Raw genomic sequence first — 16,397 nt, forward strand, 5'->3', positions numbered from 1 at the left:
CGACCTGAAAGAAGAAACAACCTTGCTTAATGAAACAGAATTAATATCTTTGTATTGGTGTAATTTTCAATTTGTATCCCCGCCTGAACGATATCAGTCGGGCAGATTTGAAATATTGGCACTGTAGATCAAGAACATTGACACCGGAACAAACGGTTGTGAATTGCTTTCAATTTGTATCTCCGCCCGAATGACACAGTCGGGCAGGTTTGATTTCAAAAAGCGATAACGTTCTGTTGTGAATTGCTTTCAATTTGTATCTTTGAAATATTAAGCACAGCAGCGTAAGATTATTCAACGACTCGAAGGCTGTTGTGAATTGCTTTCAATTTGTATCTTTGAAATATTAAGCACAGCCGGTTTTGGTGCCATTGTTTCTGACGTGGTGTTGTGAATTGCTTTCAATTTGTATCTTTGAAATATTAAGCACAGCGCGTACGAAATTTTATTTCCGGCGTTTTTGGTTGTGAATTGCTTTCAATTTGTATCTTTGAAATATTAAGCACAGCAAGAAGAGTTACCGGAAACTATTAACACCAGTTGTGAATTGCTTTCAATTTGTATCTTTGAAATATTAAGCACAGCTAGAAAAAGATTATTACAAATATCTTAATCGTTGTGAATTGCTTTCAATTTGTATCTTTGAAATATTAAGCACAGCGGAACCCGAAAAACCGATGCCCGAAGGAGAGTTGTGAATTGCTTTCAATTTGTATCTTTGAAATATTAAGCACAGCAATTATTGACGATTTAAAAAGTGATGATAAGTTGTGAATTGCTTTCAATTTGTATCTTTGAAATATTAAGCACAGCTTGATTTGCCAATGTTGGATGCTGTGATAAGTTGTGAATTGCTTTCAATTTGTATCTTTGAAATATTAAGCACAGCCGCCGTCGGCGGCGTTGCACACGGCCAGATGTTGTGAATTGCTTTCAATTTGTATCTTTGAAATATTAAGCACAGCACCCTTTGTCCGCGGGAAATTCCAAATTACGTTGTGAATTGCTTTCAATTTGTATCTTTGAAATATTAAGCACAGCTCAGCCAATTTTACAAGAAATAACCGGTTTGTTGTGAATTGCTTTCAATTTGTATCTTTGAAATATTAAGCACAGCATAATGGCCTTAATCGGATTGATTATTAGTCTTTTATGTTTGTTTTCAGAACGAAAAAAAGCCGTGCAAAACCGGAATCTAAAGAGGAAAAGCGCTTTTTTGATTCCTGAATCCGGTAAAATAAAAACTGTTTTGCCGGATTTTTTTAAAAGAGTTCCAGTTGCTGTGGCGTTTCGGGTGCCGGCGTTTCTTTTGGCCCACGGAAAAATTCCATCATTTCGAATTGTTTGTCGGTTAAGGTAAAAATGATCACTTCGCCTTTTGGAGGTAGCGAAAGTTTAGCCCGTTTGATATGTACCTGGGCATTTTCGCGGCTGTTACAATGACGAACATAAATGGAAAATTGCAACATGGTAAAACCGTCTTGTTGTAATTTTTTACGAAACAAGGCGATATTTTTCCGGTCTTTTTTGGTTTCGGTCGGCAAATCATAAAACACAAAAACCCACATAATCCGGTATTGGTTAAGTTTTGACAGCGAGTTCATGACATTAGTCGAAATCGGGATAACTAATTTTTCTAATTCCCCCTTCAAAACAACGCATCAGCGAAGCCGTGGTTTGTTGCATCCCTACCATAAGTGGTCCGCTTTTTCCGTTGATCGTGACGTCAACAACCGGAATTTGCAACAATCTTCGTTTTACATCGGTGGTTAATTCTCCTTCAAAATCTTCTCTGTCCGTAATTGATAATACAACACGATCAACATAAGGCCGGTAAGGTTCCATAATGTCATCAGCCAGACAATAAGCATCGTATTTGTTGCGGTGATGAATACCGAGAGCCGGCAACATTCCGCTGGCAACCAGCGAACGAGCTACCACAGCCCGTAAAATGGCATAGCCGTAATTCAGTAAATTATTGGGTGGAATACCAAATCGCTCTCTCTTAAACGGAACATCAAAAAGTGTCCGCCAATAATAAGCAGCCGCCCGGCTTTCGTAATTATCCGGATCACCACTTTTTACTTGCGATGCCCAATAGTCCATATTTTCGGTATCCACTCCTTCCTGCCGAAGTAACGAGGCCTGATTGCGGATTTTCTGTTTTATGGTTTGCTGCCAAAGGTTCTTCTTAAGTGGTTTAGTGGCATTTACCTGAAAATGTAATTTTTCGGTGTACGTGTTGTGTGAAGCCATCGGCAACATCAGTCCCAAAGGAAGATGCGCAGCATCATTGACCAAAACAGCAGTATTATTTGCCACCAATGCTTGCAAAACCGGTTGGGTAATTTTAATTTGATAATGATCAAGAATGATGATGCCGATATCTTCGATAGGAACCGTTTTCTTTTCTCCGTTCTCTAATTCCACCACCAGTTGATTTTGATTTTTGAACAGATAGCAGGGATTGCCAAAATAAAGGGTGCGTTTGATCATCTTGTTACCTGAATTATATTTCCCAACCGGTCGGTTTTAAGTTTCCAACAACGTTCTTTAATCGAAAAATTATTTAAATCAAACTCCAGTTTGTTTAATTTACTGAATTCAAATTTATTGTAAATTGGTTTTGAAATGTTGTTTTGAATGCAATACAAACGATTTCCTGTACAACTTACCATTTTATAAATCCTATTTACTTGTTCTTTTTTCAGATTTTTAAAATCAACCAATGCCGGATTTTCCCGTTCTTCTTCTGTAGGAACATATACCAAATCGTTGGGAGAAAGTGTAAAAAGAAACTCCCCTTTTTCGGGTTTTACCAGAACCGGCGTTCTCTTGTCTTTGGGTAAATGGGCAGTTTGCTTTTGATGTTCAATGACTTCGTTTAACGGAACCGTTTCAAAATTTCGTTTACCGTTTTCACCAAGATAAACCGCAAAAAAGAGATTGGTTCCTTTTGCCGCTTCCACATATTTCTTACTTCGGTTTCCTTTTGTCCCAACAGCAAATTTATTCCCTTCTTCAAATAAACGAACCTTGTAAATGGGTTGATGTTTTTTTCCGCCATTGAGTTGTTTGATGTTTTTATTTAATTCGTCGATACCCTCTGGACTAAAAGCGGCATCAAAATTCGCCTTTCCATTTTCACCCACAAAATTTTGCAAATGACGAATAAGTATTTCTTTTATTCCGCTATCGGTAATTTTTTCAATGTGCTTATAATTTTTTATTTCAGAGAGAGGAGTTCTTACTGCCGTTGCCTCAGTATAAACAGATACATGTGTAACTTTTTTCCCATTAATTTGAAGGGGATTTTCTTTAAAGTAATGTATCCGGTCTTCGACATTAACCTGCTGAATCGCCTTTCTTATCTGTTGGTTAATTATCAATTCCGGATTTTCAAAGGCTTTCTTTAGGGAAACTTTCTTCTTTTTATTAATCAACACTTTACCCGAAACCATCTCTTTATGCAGCGGTTTTCTAATCGCCCAGTTGTCTCCTTTTGTTTGTTGTACAAGTTGTTTTTTAAGTTTTCCATCTTTTTCTACCCACTGCCATGTTTTATTTTTTGACCTATTGATAACCCGGATATTTTGTTTAAAACTGACCACTGTTTTTTCCAGTGCATTTTTTGCATCCATAGGAAAAGTCGGCCAGGGCAGTTTGTATGCTTTAGCTACTTTCCGGCTTTTTATTTCACCGGTGTGAGGATCGATTTTTTCAACGTTTTCAACAATTCTCAATTTGGATATAAGACTATAATTTTCTCTCTGGGTATTTAATGATGTAATATAATTGATATGATCTTTTGTACAACAGGCTATTACCAAAGCATCTAAAGCATGATGCCTGTGATCAATTCTTTTTTTACTAAATCCTTTGGAAACTTCATCCGGCACTTGTATGCGAAAAGCATTGATTTTGAAATCCCAAAAACCAAAGTTGTTAGAACCCGTTAATTCATTTAATCGTTTAAACCGAGGGGCAATAATCTCATTCCATTTATTATTTAAGCCCCAGTTTTGTTTCAGAACAGAAGTTATACTTCCGGTAAGAGTAACAATATTTTTGGCAACCGCTTCTTGTTCATCTTCCTGTCGGACAATGTTACTCAACAAACCCTTTATTAGTTTACTGATATAACGGCTATCATTTAGCTGACGATTAATAAAGCCTTCAGGGACATCTTCGCTTAACAGGTTCTTTAACTTTGTACGGTTCTTTTTAAAATATTTATTACAATGATTTTCATAATCATCAAGTTTAAAAATCTCTACACTTTTCCCTTGCCCCAGGTCAACTTTTTCACCTCCATGATTTTTAATGAATTCATACGCAGTTTGGTTATCTTTTAGCTGATTAACTTCACTCTCGCAAATTACTTTATTACTCATGGAATCATCGAAATAACGCGATTGCGGGATAATGTGTTCGATTTGATAATCAGTTGAAAAAAGTTTGCTTAACGGTATTATTTTTCCCGTGTAGGGAGAAATATACCCCTGCGAAAGCCATAATTTATAACGTATAATCTCAGAAACTGTGGGAGAAGAGGCTTTTCTTATTTTCTCAATTTCATCTTCGGAAACCTCATCATATTTGGCATTAGGATTTTGATAAACACCTTCTTCATATATTTTCAATATTTCCTGCTGACTTGGCGAATAGGGCTTAATTTCCGGAATTCCCTCATTTTTCAGTTCCTGTAGTATTGCTTTTATCCGCTGATTAGTGTTTTCATTTTCAATAATTTTTTGGGTTATTTGTTTCCGCTTTTCAGCCGGGTTCTTCATTTCTCGTCCCAATTCGATATGAATTTCATCAAAGAAATTTTCTTTACTGTTTCCATAATAATCCCAAATATCCCGTACGGTTCTCAATGTTTCTGTAACTACCTGTTCTACAATCGGGTTACGCAAACTATGTTGTTTAAATTCACGTAAATATTTATCAATATCTTCCGGTGATTTCCAGGGTTTTATGTTCCCGCTTTCCGCATGTCTGTTGTAAACCACATAGGAAGCCAGCCACAACGGTAATCCTTTGAAATCATTAATTGTTGTAAAATCTTTTGTTTTCTCACGAACTCTGTCCTGAATTTTTTCATCAAATTCTCCGGTTAATATTTTTTCTATCCGGTTTTTTGTAACCCGGTCTATAGCATCTTCGCTCCAATATTTTCCCATTCGCATCAAGGGCAGTAATTTTTTAATCGCTTTTTCGGAGAGGGTTCCATATTCATTTTTGAATGAGGGAAATTTTATGAAATTTTCCACAAATGCCTCTTCGTCGAGATTATGTTTTTTTGCAAAAGTATGGAGCGCCTTTTCATACTCATTCAAATCTTTAATAGAATAAATCAAATGCCAAAGTTGTTGCTCAATTTCATCCGTAAGAAATTCATCTGCATTTAAATGGGAAAGTTTTCTCAAACGGGATAAAAAAAGCATTTTTGTTTCATTAGCCGGATATTTTTTGTCTTCAACATAGTTCCATCGATAATTGTTTTTTTGTTTTTTGTCGATAAGATTCTTTGTAATCAGGTATTGGATAATATTTTTTTGTTCAACATCTTTTCTTACACTCAGAAAATCAAACAGGTCTGTCCAACCGGCTTCTGTTTGAAACAATTCATTGGTAACGTCTTTATCAATCAGTTTTCCTTGGTCGTCATTAATTTGATAAATTTTCAGGTTTTTCAGAAATTGCCACAACCGAAATTCCTGATACAAAGGATGTGATTTGGCTATGGCTTTAAGAGGTTCGGTAACAGTTATCTCCTTTTCAATCCCTGTTATCACATCTGTTTCTGTTTTTTTAAAAGTTCTGGTCTCAAACTGACATCCGGCAATTGTTGATTTTTTACTTTTTAAAGGGCGTTGGTAAAAAATAATATCTTCCAAGAAAAGATACTGAAAACCCTTATCATCAATATTTTGCCGATGCGCTTCGTTGTGAGGATAAAGTTCGTTTAAACAAGCTTCATACAGATTTTTATCCTGTAACTCCGGATGAAAGGATATTTGGGTTTGCAGTATTTTCTGTAATTCAGTTTTATAATACTTTCGTTCAATTGTTCTAATCAATTTTCCTCGTATTTTTTGAGCTGGATTTTGAAGTAACACGTCATAAATGTATTCTCCAACTTGTTTTTCCGAAGATTCAATATCCTGTTCTGTTTTCTTCTTCAGTAAATTCCAGTCATCCTCTTTTGGTGAACGAAAACTTCTTTTTAAGGTACCATCTTTACCTACAGTAGTTGTGACAATAAATTCTTTGGTTTTCCCAATCCAATTGGTAAGAGGTTCTTTGCTCAGCCTTTTATAAACCCAGTTGTTTTCCAAAATTACATTGTACCAAATCCCTTTAGCATTTTTATCTTCTGTTTCTTTGACATCAATTACTTTTAAAGCATAATATTTTTCATCTTTTTCATCATTTTCTTCTATTTCATCTCCCCTAAGTTGATAATACCCTCTTTTTTGATTGAAATTCAACAATAACCAGGCAATCTCTTCTTTGGAAATTTTTTGAGTGAGTGCTTTTTTGCGGAGATAATAAATCGTCCAATCGTATGGGATTTTTATATTTAGTCCCCTACTCTTAAAATCATCAACCATTTCCTTAAAAGAATCTATATAAACAAATTCATATTTTCCGGATATGGTTTTCTGATAATTTATCTTCACTTCATATCGAAATTGCCCCGGATGTTTCTCAAAATCAATAGCATTTTTATAATGTTCCGGCAAAAAATCCAATATTTTTAACACTCTGTGCAAACGTTCTCTTCGCAAGTTACTCCTTTGATAAAGTCGTCTTATTCCTCTGTATCTCGTACGTTCAGCTGTTTGTGAAATAGAATTACCCGATGCAAAATCAGTTAATTGCGCTTGATCCATAGGAATTATTCGACTTCCGGTTTTTTGAATGGATCCCTGTTGATTGTCAAAATCCAAATTAATCAGGGCCCAACCAATACTGTTGGTTCCCAAATCCAAGCCTAAAATCTTTTTCATGATCTCTTTTTAAAATATTTCTTATCTTTGGTGTTACAAATTGAAGCAATTCACAATAAGGATTATTCCGTTGTGAAAACATTCAAAGCGGTCTGAAGAAATTCGGGTCGCTTTTTGTTTTGAACAAATATGGAACATTACAGGGCACGGGTTTTACGGTAAGCAAGATACAAAAAATTCTTTTTCCCTGACAAAATCCCGTTTCCCCGATTTTTCTATCTTTGAACCTCTTCTAAACCGTTTTACCATGAAAAAATTTAAATACCTTGTACTTGTAGTGGTAGTGGCTGCACTGGCTTATGGTGCCAATTATTTTATTGCCCGGGCACCTATTTTTACAGGATATGCGGCCAAAGACCTGGCTTCGTGGACTTTTCTGACTCATCGCACCCAAAAAGACATTGAAAAACACGACTTGAGTTTTTTTCCGGTCAACCTTTCACACAACGTCATTGACAAAAAACACAAACGGGTAACGGGTACTTTTCTCGGCATGGCTAAACAGGTGGCGGTTTACCGCCAGGGACTCGGTTGTACGCTGGTAGCCGATGCCGACATCAACAAAGTGATGCAACAAAAAATGACGGAACCGGTTCTTCCTAAAAATCCACAAAATATTTACTGGCCTATGGGCGACAAAATGCGCGACACCCTTCCGCCGGCTGTGGACATAAAAAAGCTGCAGGCAGCCATTGATTCGGCATTCAACGCCGGCAATACCCGAGCCGTTGTTGTGGCTTATGACACCCTTTTTATGCGTGAAAAATATGCTCCGGGATTTGATAAAAACACCCGGATATTGGGCTGGTCGATGAGCAAAAGCATTACCAGTGCGCTCATTGGTATTTTGGTAAAAGAGGGGAAACTGAAGGTCAATGCTCCGGCTCCCATCAAAGAGTGGCAAAACGACGCGCGGAAAAATATCCGGCTGGCCGACCTTCTGCACCAAAGCAGCGGACTGAAATGGAATGAAGATTACGGCGATATTTCCGATGTTACCATCATGCTGTATCGAAAAGGAAACATGGCGGAATTTGCCATTCAGCATCCGGCCATTTATCCGCCGGATTCGGTTTGGTACTATTCGTCGGGAAACACCAACATCATCTCGGAGATTATCCGCCGCACCATAGGCAACGACCAACAATACTGGAATTTTCCGCGGAAAGCATTGTTCAACAAAATCGGGATGCGTTCGGCGGTACTGGAAACGGACGCCAGTGGAAATTTTGTGGGATCGTCGTATACCTTTGCCACGCCCCGCGACTGGGCCCGGTTCGGATTGCTCTATCTGCAAAATGGCAAATGGCAGGGAAAACAACTTCTTCCCAAAGGCTGGGTAAAATATGCCCACACACCGGCACGAAAATCACAAGACCAATACGGCGCCCAGTTTTGGCTGAATAAAGGAACCCATGAAATCAAAGGATATCCGGACATTTATTATTGCGACGGTTTCCATGGTCAGCGGGTGTACATCATTCCGTCAAAAGATCTGGTTGTGGTGCGGATGGGACTAAACGGCCACGGAGAATTTGATTACAACAAATTCCTGACCCGGATTTTAGATGCTTTTCATTAAACGAAAACCGTAACCGGTTTTAATTTTCTTTTTTTCCGGCAATACGATGCGATAAAGGCTTTTTGTATTGTAACGGAATATCCGGAATGCCATCGTTATTTTTGTCTTTTAGCTGTTGCAGATAATGGATAACCGCCAGCCATTCGGTTCCCGGTTGTATCCCTTTTTTATTTTTGTTAAAGTCAATCAAGGCAGTGTTCATATTGGTAACGGGGTTTCCGTGAGCATCTTTCGGAACCACACTCACCAGTCCGTGACTTAGTTTTTTCACTCTGCCAAGAAAGCTAAGCAGATAAGTGTCAGCAGTAATACTGTAAAGTTTGGGATTCTTTTTGGAAAGATCTATCGGTTTTCCGTTTATTTCAATTTTGTACACTTTGTGTAACATCACTTTTTTGGGGTTGTAATACACTTTTGCGCCGGAAACAAAAACGTAACCATCGTCGCTTTTGGAAAGCAACAACACTTCCATAAGATTTTTCAGTTCATGGCCGGTGATGTAAATTTTAGCAAGCGGATAACCCGGCAGACTGTCGTTTACGCGGCCCAGCGACAAGACCCTGAAGATATCAGGAACCGTAATGACACCGGTTTTTCCTTCCAAAATATTGTCACGAATGGTACCTGAAGCAAGTAGTTCCACATCGGTACTGTCGCCATAACGATTTACATCATGCTGTATGGCCTGGGTAAGAAAAACGCCAAGATTGGTATGCTGATATCCCCGCTTGTTGTGTTTCATTAAGTTGAAAGATGTTTCTGCCACCGGTTGCCGGTAGTATAAATGCTGCCGGTTTAAGATTTTTTTATTGATCTGGCTTTTGTACCGGTTAATTTCATCATTGACTTTGGCATCTCCCAAAATGTGGTCGTCAATAGGAATCAGGCGATAATGGTATGCGGCAATTTTTCCGTTTTTAATGGTGAGATCAAGCCGTCCCAGGTTATGCAAATAGCATCCGGTTTGTACAATCAGTGTATTTTTCACTTTAACGGGCTGTGGAGTAACCACATGAGTATGGCCGCTAATGATGACATCAATGTACTTGGCTTTTTTGGCCATTTTTACGTCTTCGCCGTAAAAACCGCCTTTTCCATCAGAATACACACCACTGTGCGACAAACAGATAACCAAATCAACATGCTTTTCCTTTTTCAGCATTTTTGCGGTTTTACGGGCGGTTTTACTCTGTTTTGCCACCTGTACAGGAGCTTTTAAAGGAGCCACTTCAGCCGCATCTTTTCCCAGGATACCGATAATGCCTATTTTAACTCCCTTTACTTCAATAATTTTATAAGGTAAAATGGTTTTGTTGGCAAAAAGTTTGGCCAGCTGCCCGTCTTTCGGCGCATCAGGAACCGGGTTCAGATTGGTAGAAATAATTTGCGGAAGTCCGCCTCTTTTTTCAGCCGCCTGAATGGCTTGTGCCAGTGCATTGGGGCCATAATCAAATTCATGATTGCCGATGGTGGTAAATTGTATGCCCATCTGTTTCATCAGCGAAAGCTGAAATCCGGTTTGAGGCTCAATGGTATTAAAAAGGGTTCCCATTAAAAAATCTCCGGCATCTAAAATAAGGGTTCCGTTCGGGTTTGTTGATTTTTGTTGTTTCAGCAAAGTAGCCAGTCGCGCAAAACCTCCCAACACACTGTCGTTGTTGATGATCATGGGGGTGTAATCTATTTCGGGCCCATCACCGGTAATGCGCGAGTGCATATCGTTGGTATGTAATATGGTGATGTTTTGGGCATGAAGACTGCCGGTGGCAAAAAACACGATGAAAAGCCACACTATTTGAAGATTTTTCATTTTTAAAAAGAATAAAAAATTGGCATGAAAAATTGTTTTGTGTTCAAAGTTACACAAATAGCGGGAAAAGCACGGGTAATGAACAGATTTTAACCGTTCCCCGAAAAAATGATGTAAAGTTTCCTTTTTAGCTTACAAATCCAGCAGCACTTCTTCTGCGCTACGGGCACCGAAAAGCATACGCTGGGGTTGTTCCAGCATTTCTTTTACTTTCACCAGAAAGCCCACCGACTCCCGTCCGTCAATAATCCGGTGATCGTAAGACAACGCCACATACATCATCGGATGGATTTCCACTTTTCCGTTAACCGCCACCGGCCGTTTCACAATGTTGTGCATTCCCAGGATGGCACTTTGCGGCGGATTAAGAATGGGTGTGGACATCATAGAGCCAAATACCCCGCCGTTGGTGATGGTAAAGGTTCCTCCCTGCATCTCGTCAAGGGTAATTTTATTTTCTCTTGCTTTGACTGCCAGTGTTTTGATAGCTGTTTCTATTTCGGCCAGGCTCATTTTTTCGGCATCTTGTATCACGGGAACAACAAGTCCTTTGGGCGCACTGACGGCTATCCCGATATCCACATAATCGAAATAAATAAGCTCATCTCCTGAAATTTGGGCATTCACCTGAGGAAAAAGCTGAAGCGCTTCGGTAACGGCTTTGGTAAAAAAAGACATAAACCCCAATCCCACACCGAACTTTTCTTTGAAAATCTCTTTGTATTTCCTTCGGATTTCCATGATCGCGCTCATATCCACCTCATTAAATGTGGTCAGCATGGCGGTTTCATTTTTTACGGAAACCAGTCGCTGTGCCAGCTTTTTACGCAGCATGCTCATCTTTTCCCGGCGGATATTCCGCTCTCCGGTCCATGATGTTTTGGTTGCAGCGGTGGCTTGTTTGCGGGGTTGCTGATTCCTGTTTTCAAGAAAAAACCGGACATCTTCTTTCCCGATGCGCACCGACCGGAAAAATTCGGCCAATTCTTTTTCCGTAGCGCCTTCCTGCTGAAGCAGTTTCCGCGCCAACGGCGAAAGATGAAGCTTTTCACCGGTTTTATCTTCTTCCGGAGTCCTGTTTTTCTGTTTTTCTTCCGGAGCATTTTTCGGGGCTTCTTTTTCCGGGGTTTCGGTTTTCTTATCTTCCGGAAGTCCGGCAACCGGCTTGTCCGGAGCCTCTCCTTTTACTTCCGTATCAATAACCGCCAAAACCGATCCCACTTCGATAGTGTCTCCTTCTTTAGCCAAAAGCTTTATTTTTCCGTCGGCTTCGGCAGCCACGGTAAGGGTCGCTTTATCCGAATCGATTTCCACAATATCCTGATCTTTTTCCACTTGTTGGCCATCTTTTACCAACCAGGCAGCCAGTTGTACTTCGGTAATGGATTCACCCGGACTGGGGACTTTTATCTCTACTTTCATGCGTTTAATTGTTTATTTCAAGGGTTTAACACCAGAGTGAAATTTACTGTCGATATGTTGTACCTGCAAAGCAGCCAATTCTTTTTCAAATGATTTCCAGCGGTTTCCGATACAAGCCATCTCACACTCTTCATGCAGGTAAGGACATTCGCATTGCAGAAAAACTTTATCCAGGATCTTTTGTTCGCGAATGACATGAAATTGCGGAGAACCGGTAGCCGGACTTCCGCTTTCAGGACGACTTATCAGCCGCAACGAATGCTTTTTGTCGAAAACTTTTTCGATAAACTGCCAGGCTCCCATGTTGGCTGGTTCTTCCTGAGCCCAAATAAAATCGGTTGTGTTTTTATATTTTCTGATGATCGCGTTCACCTGTTTTTCCGGAAAGGGATAAAGTTGTTCAATACGAACCAAGGCCATCGTATCTATTTTCAATTTCTCTCTTTCGGCCAAAAGGGCATAATAAAGCCGTCCGGTACAAAAAATAACACGGGTTACCCGGTCAGGAGTGACTGTTTCATCATCCATCACTTCACGAAATCCGCCCTGCGTAAAATCGGTTAACGGCGACACGGCACGCGGATGACGCAACAGACTTTTGGGGGTAAATACGATAAGCGGTTTGCGAAACGGACGTTTCATTTGCCGCCGGAGTAAATGAAAAAAGTTAGCCGGCGTTGAACAATTGGCAATTTGCATATTTTTCTCGGCCGCAAGAGTCAGAAACCGTTCCATGCGGGCACTGGAATGTTCAGGACCTTGCCCTTCGTAACCATGCGGCAGCAACACCACCAAATGGTTCATCACATTCCATTTTTCTCCGGCACTGCTGATAAACTGATCAAAAATCACCTGAGCCGTATTGGCAAAATCGCCAAACTGAGCTTCCCAGATCACCAGCGAATGCGGCGAAGCCAATGCATAACCATATTCAAAACCCAGCACCCCATACTCCGACAACGGAGAGTTAAACACCGCAAACGGAGCCTGTTGTTCCCGGATATGATTTAACGGCACATATTTCTCTTCCGAATCTTCAAGACGCAAAACGGCATGCCGGTGTGAAAAAGTACCTCTCTCCACATCCTGACCACTGAGCCGTACCGGAATATTTTCTGCCAGCAGACTTCCATAAGCCAGCAACTCTCCCATAGCCCAGTCGAGCTGTTCTTTCTTAAAAATCATTTCGGCCCGCTGTTGCTGTAGGCGAATAGTTTTCCGGTAAAACTTCTTTTCATCGGGCAATGCCGTAATTTTTCCGGCAATTTGCAGCAGCTCTTTTTTAGGAACGGCCGTTGACGGCGAATGATGGAAATCTTTATCCGTTGCCGGACGGATTCCTTTCCAGATATCTTTCAAAAAGCTGTCGATCGCCGCCTTTTTGTGTGATTTTGCTGCCGCATAATGTTCTTCGAGCCGCTGGTTAAAATGTTTTTCTTCCTGCTGGCAAAATTCAGGCGTAACCGCCTTTTCCTGCAGCAGTTTTTCTTTATAAATCTGGTACGGGTTAGGATGCTTTTCAATCGCCTTGTACAACAAAGGCTGGGTAAAACGGGGCTCATCTCCTTCGTTGTGTCCGTAACGGCGATAACACAAAATATCAATAAACACATCCTTATGGAAACGGTTCCTGAATTCCATAGCCAGCTGAACCGTAAAGACTACCGCTTCGGCATCATCACCATTAACATGAAATACCGGAGACAGGGTCGTTTTTGCCACATCGGTACAATACGTACTGCTGCGGGCATCGAGATAATCGGTGGTAAACCCAATTTGATTATTAATGACCAGATGAATGGTTCCGCCGGCAGAATACCCTTTCAGGTCAGACATCTGGATCACTTCGTACACCACTCCCTGTCCGGCAATGGAAGCATCGCCATGAATAAGAATGGGAACAATTTTATCCGGATTGTGTTCCAAATGGTTATCCATTTTTGCCCTGACAATTCCTTCTACCACAGCATCCACCGCCTCAAGGTGAGAAGGATTGGGCGACAAGGTTAACTTTACCGGTTTTCCTTTGCTTGTTTTCCGGCGGATGGTGTAGCCCAAATGATATTTTACATCGCCCAGGAGATTTTCATCTTCATATTCCACCCCTTCAAATTCGGCAAACACCTCTTTAAACGGTTTTCGCAGAATATTGACCAGCGTATTCAAACGTCCGCGATGCGACATTCCGATAACGAACTCTTCGATACCCAGGTCGGCTCCTTTTTCCATAACGGCATCCAGTGCCGGAATCAGGGCTTCAGCTCCCTCCAGCGAAAACCGCTTCTGCCCCGGAAATTTTTTCTGCAGAAAATTTTCAAAGTGTACCGCCCGGAGTAATTTTTTCAGGATATAGACTTTTTCTTCGCGGGAATAGCGGGGACGGTTTTGGGTGGTCTCGAAAGTTTTCCGCAACCAGTTCACAATCGTCACATCCCGAATAAAATAATACTCGGTACCGATAGAATGACAGTAGGTCGTTTCCAGGAAAGCCACAATATCTTTCAACTTTGCCGGACCGATACCTATTTCATTACCGGCAAGGAAAGTCCGCTCAAGATCGTCCGGGGTAAGTCCGAAATTTTCGATAGACAGGGTGGGAACATATTTGCGCCGTTTACGCACCGGATTGGTTTGGGTAAACAGATGCCCCCGGCGCCGGTAACCATTAATCAGGTTGATCACTTTAAATTCATCGGTCGTTTCCAAACCCGGCGTTCCTTTTTGCGGATAATTTTTCAAAGCAAAATCAAAGCCCTGAAAAAACTGTTGCCAGCCGGGGTCTAACGCTTCCGGATTTTCCTGATAAATTTGGTAGAGATTTTCAATGTAAGCAGGGTCGGCCTGGTTCAAAAAATGCGCATCGTCCATCATGGTAAAGTCGTAAGTAGAAAGCACAAAAATACAAAACTTCCTTCTTATTTAGAATCAATTTAGATATTTTTATATTTCCATATAATACCGATTATATTTCGATTTGTAATTTGGGATAAAAGATGAGACCAATGGACCCACATCGTTAAAACTGGGAAATAATTTAGAATCGTTAAAAATAATTTTGCTAAATGCTTGTTTTTCCGGATAAATATGCGGACTTTTGCTTCAAGAAAAAAATATAGCCCATGAAGAACAGAAGAAAATTTATCCGGAACAGCCTGATCACGGCCGGTGCTGTTGCTTTTTCCGGTCCGTTACTGGCTGCAGCTACAGAACCTCAGAAGAAAACCATTCATGCACTGCCAGGAATTATTTATACAGAAAAAGACCAGGGACGCTGGAACGGGAAAGCCCCCAGCCATGTACCACAGGTAAAAATTGAGGGCAACAAAATAAAATTACACACGGTTCATCCCATGACTGCAGCACATTATATTGTACGGCACACACTGGTGGATGCTTCCGGAAAGGTATTGGGTTCCAAAACGTTCTACCCTACTGACGTGCAACCCATTTCTGAATTTGAACTTCCGGCCGGTTTTCACGGAAAACTTTTTGCCACCAGTTTCTGCAACAAACACGATTTCTGGATAAAAGAATTTACGGTTTAATTCAGAGAATCAACACTTCCGGTTCCAGCTGAATGTCAAACTTTTTCAAAACATCTTTTTGGATGGCTTTGGCTAAGTTCAATATTTCCGGACCTGTTGCTTTACCGTAATTCACAATCACCAATGCCTGGCGTTCGTACACACCGGCATCTCCTTTTCTTTTTCCTTTCCATCCGGTTTGTTCGATCAGCCAACCGGCAGGAATCTTTATCCAGCCATTGGGTAACCGGTAAAAAGGAATGTCAGGAAACCGCTGCTGCAAATGGTGAAAACGCTCTTCGCGAATGATCGGGTTTTTAAAAAAGCTGCCGGCATTCCCCAGCTTCTCCGGATCCGGAAGTTTGGCCCGACGAATGGCTTTTACGGCTTCGCTCACCGCCCGGACAGTAATTTTTTCGGGAGGCGTTTTCTCAAAATATTTTTGCAACGGCGCGTAATCCAGGTGAAGATCCGGTTTTTTCTTTAACCGGTAAGTTACGTTCAGGATAAGCCATTTGCCGGCTTCGCCGCCTTTGAAAATGCTGCTCCGGTAATCAAAATCACATTCAAGCTTATTGAAATAACAACGTTGTCCGGAAATTAAATTACAGGCTTCGAGAGACTCAAAAGCATCTTTCTGCTCTACGCCGTACGCACCAATATTCTGCACAGGAGCAGCACCCACTGTTCCGGGAATCAGGCTCAGATTTTCCAATCCGCCCCAGCCTTTTTGCACCGTAAAGTCCACAAAATCACTCCAGTTTTCACCGCTTCCCGCTTTAATCAGCACCTCATCGTCAGTTTCTTCCACCACATGATATCCTTTGATGTTGCTGTGTAAGATCCAGCCGTTAAAATCGCGGGTAAACAACAAATTACTTCCGCCGCCAAGGATAAAATGACGGTTTTCGCCCGGGTCGAAATTTTTTACCACATCTTCTATTTCTTCATAAGCAGAAATGGAAACAAAATAGCGGGCTTTTACTTTCACACCAAAGGTGTTATAATTTTTTAAAGAAATATGATCTAAAAACTGCATA

The 16,397-nt window shown here is 40.7% G+C and carries 9 protein-coding genes and 1 CRISPR repeat array; of the genes, 2 read left to right on the forward strand and 7 right to left on the reverse strand.

Features of this window, described 5'->3' with window-relative positions; all coding sequences use genetic code 11:
- Nucleotides 1-235 precede the first annotated feature (235 nt).
- Nucleotides 236-1,117: a CRISPR direct-repeat array (repeat unit 46 nt; unit sequence GTTGTGAATTGCTTTCAATTTGTATCTTTGAAATATTAAGCACAGC).
- 145 nt (nt 1,118-1,262) lie between these two features.
- Genes cas2 through cas9 form a run of 3 tightly spaced genes read right to left on the reverse strand, consistent with a single transcriptional unit; the run spans nt 1,263 to nt 7,019 of the window.
- On the reverse strand, nt 1,263-1,604 hold the full coding sequence (gene cas2, locus LA303_RS11815; protein ID WP_240525586.1) for a CRISPR-associated endonuclease Cas2: 342 nt from the start codon (nt 1,602-1,604) through the stop codon (nt 1,263-1,265).
- 4 nt (nt 1,605-1,608) lie between these two features.
- Nucleotides 1,609-2,496, reverse strand: a complete 888-nt coding sequence (gene cas1 / locus LA303_RS11820; RefSeq protein ID WP_240525587.1) for a type II CRISPR-associated endonuclease Cas1 — start codon at nt 2,494-2,496, stop codon at nt 1,609-1,611.
- Nucleotides 2,493-7,019, reverse strand: a complete 4,527-nt coding sequence (gene cas9, locus LA303_RS11825) for a type II CRISPR RNA-guided endonuclease Cas9 (RefSeq protein ID WP_240525588.1) — start codon at nt 7,017-7,019, stop codon at nt 2,493-2,495. Before cas9 ends, cas1 begins: the two co-directional genes overlap by 4 nt.
- 247 nt (nt 7,020-7,266) lie before the next feature.
- Between cas9 and LA303_RS11830 the strand changes: the two genes are divergently transcribed.
- Nucleotides 7,267-8,601: a serine hydrolase domain-containing protein gene (locus LA303_RS11830; protein WP_240525589.1), complete on the forward strand. Its 1,335-nt coding sequence runs from the start codon at nt 7,267-7,269 to the stop codon at nt 8,599-8,601.
- Nucleotides 8,602-8,620: 19 nt separating this feature from the next.
- On the opposite strand, the gene LA303_RS11835 is transcribed toward LA303_RS11830, so the two are convergent.
- From LA303_RS11835 to LA303_RS11845, 3 genes are all read right to left on the reverse strand, one after another.
- Nucleotides 8,621-10,411, reverse strand: coding sequence for a bifunctional metallophosphatase/5'-nucleotidase (locus LA303_RS11835; RefSeq protein ID WP_240525590.1), 1,791 nt, complete (start codon nt 10,409-10,411; stop codon nt 8,621-8,623).
- 132 nt (nt 10,412-10,543) lie between these two features.
- On the reverse strand, nt 10,544-11,833 hold the full coding sequence (odhB, locus tag LA303_RS11840; protein ID WP_240525591.1) for a 2-oxoglutarate dehydrogenase complex dihydrolipoyllysine-residue succinyltransferase: 1,290 nt from the start codon (nt 11,831-11,833) through the stop codon (nt 10,544-10,546).
- Nucleotides 11,834-11,845: 12 nt separating this feature from the next.
- The gene (locus tag LA303_RS11845) at nt 11,846-14,728 is read right to left on the reverse strand and encodes a 2-oxoglutarate dehydrogenase E1 component (RefSeq protein WP_240525592.1); all 2,883 of its coding nucleotides are present in this window, start codon (nt 14,726-14,728) and stop codon (nt 11,846-11,848) included.
- 224 nt (nt 14,729-14,952) lie between these two features.
- Here LA303_RS11845 and LA303_RS11850 point away from each other — a divergent pair, with 224 nt between their 5' ends.
- The gene (locus LA303_RS11850) at nt 14,953-15,378 is read left to right on the forward strand and encodes a desulfoferrodoxin family protein (RefSeq protein WP_240525593.1); all 426 of its coding nucleotides are present in this window, start codon (nt 14,953-14,955) and stop codon (nt 15,376-15,378) included.
- A gap of 1 nt (nt 15,379) precedes the next feature.
- Here LA303_RS11850 and murB read toward each other — a convergent pair whose 3' ends face one another.
- The gene (murB, locus tag LA303_RS11855; protein WP_240525594.1) at nt 15,380-16,396 is read right to left on the reverse strand and encodes a UDP-N-acetylmuramate dehydrogenase; all 1,017 of its coding nucleotides are present in this window, start codon (nt 16,394-16,396) and stop codon (nt 15,380-15,382) included.
- Nucleotide 16,397 lies beyond the last annotated feature (1 nt).

It is taken from the genome of Candidatus Sulfidibacterium hydrothermale (assembly GCF_020149915.1).
GTDB lineage: Bacteria > Bacteroidota > Bacteroidia > Bacteroidales > F082 > Sulfidibacterium > Sulfidibacterium hydrothermale.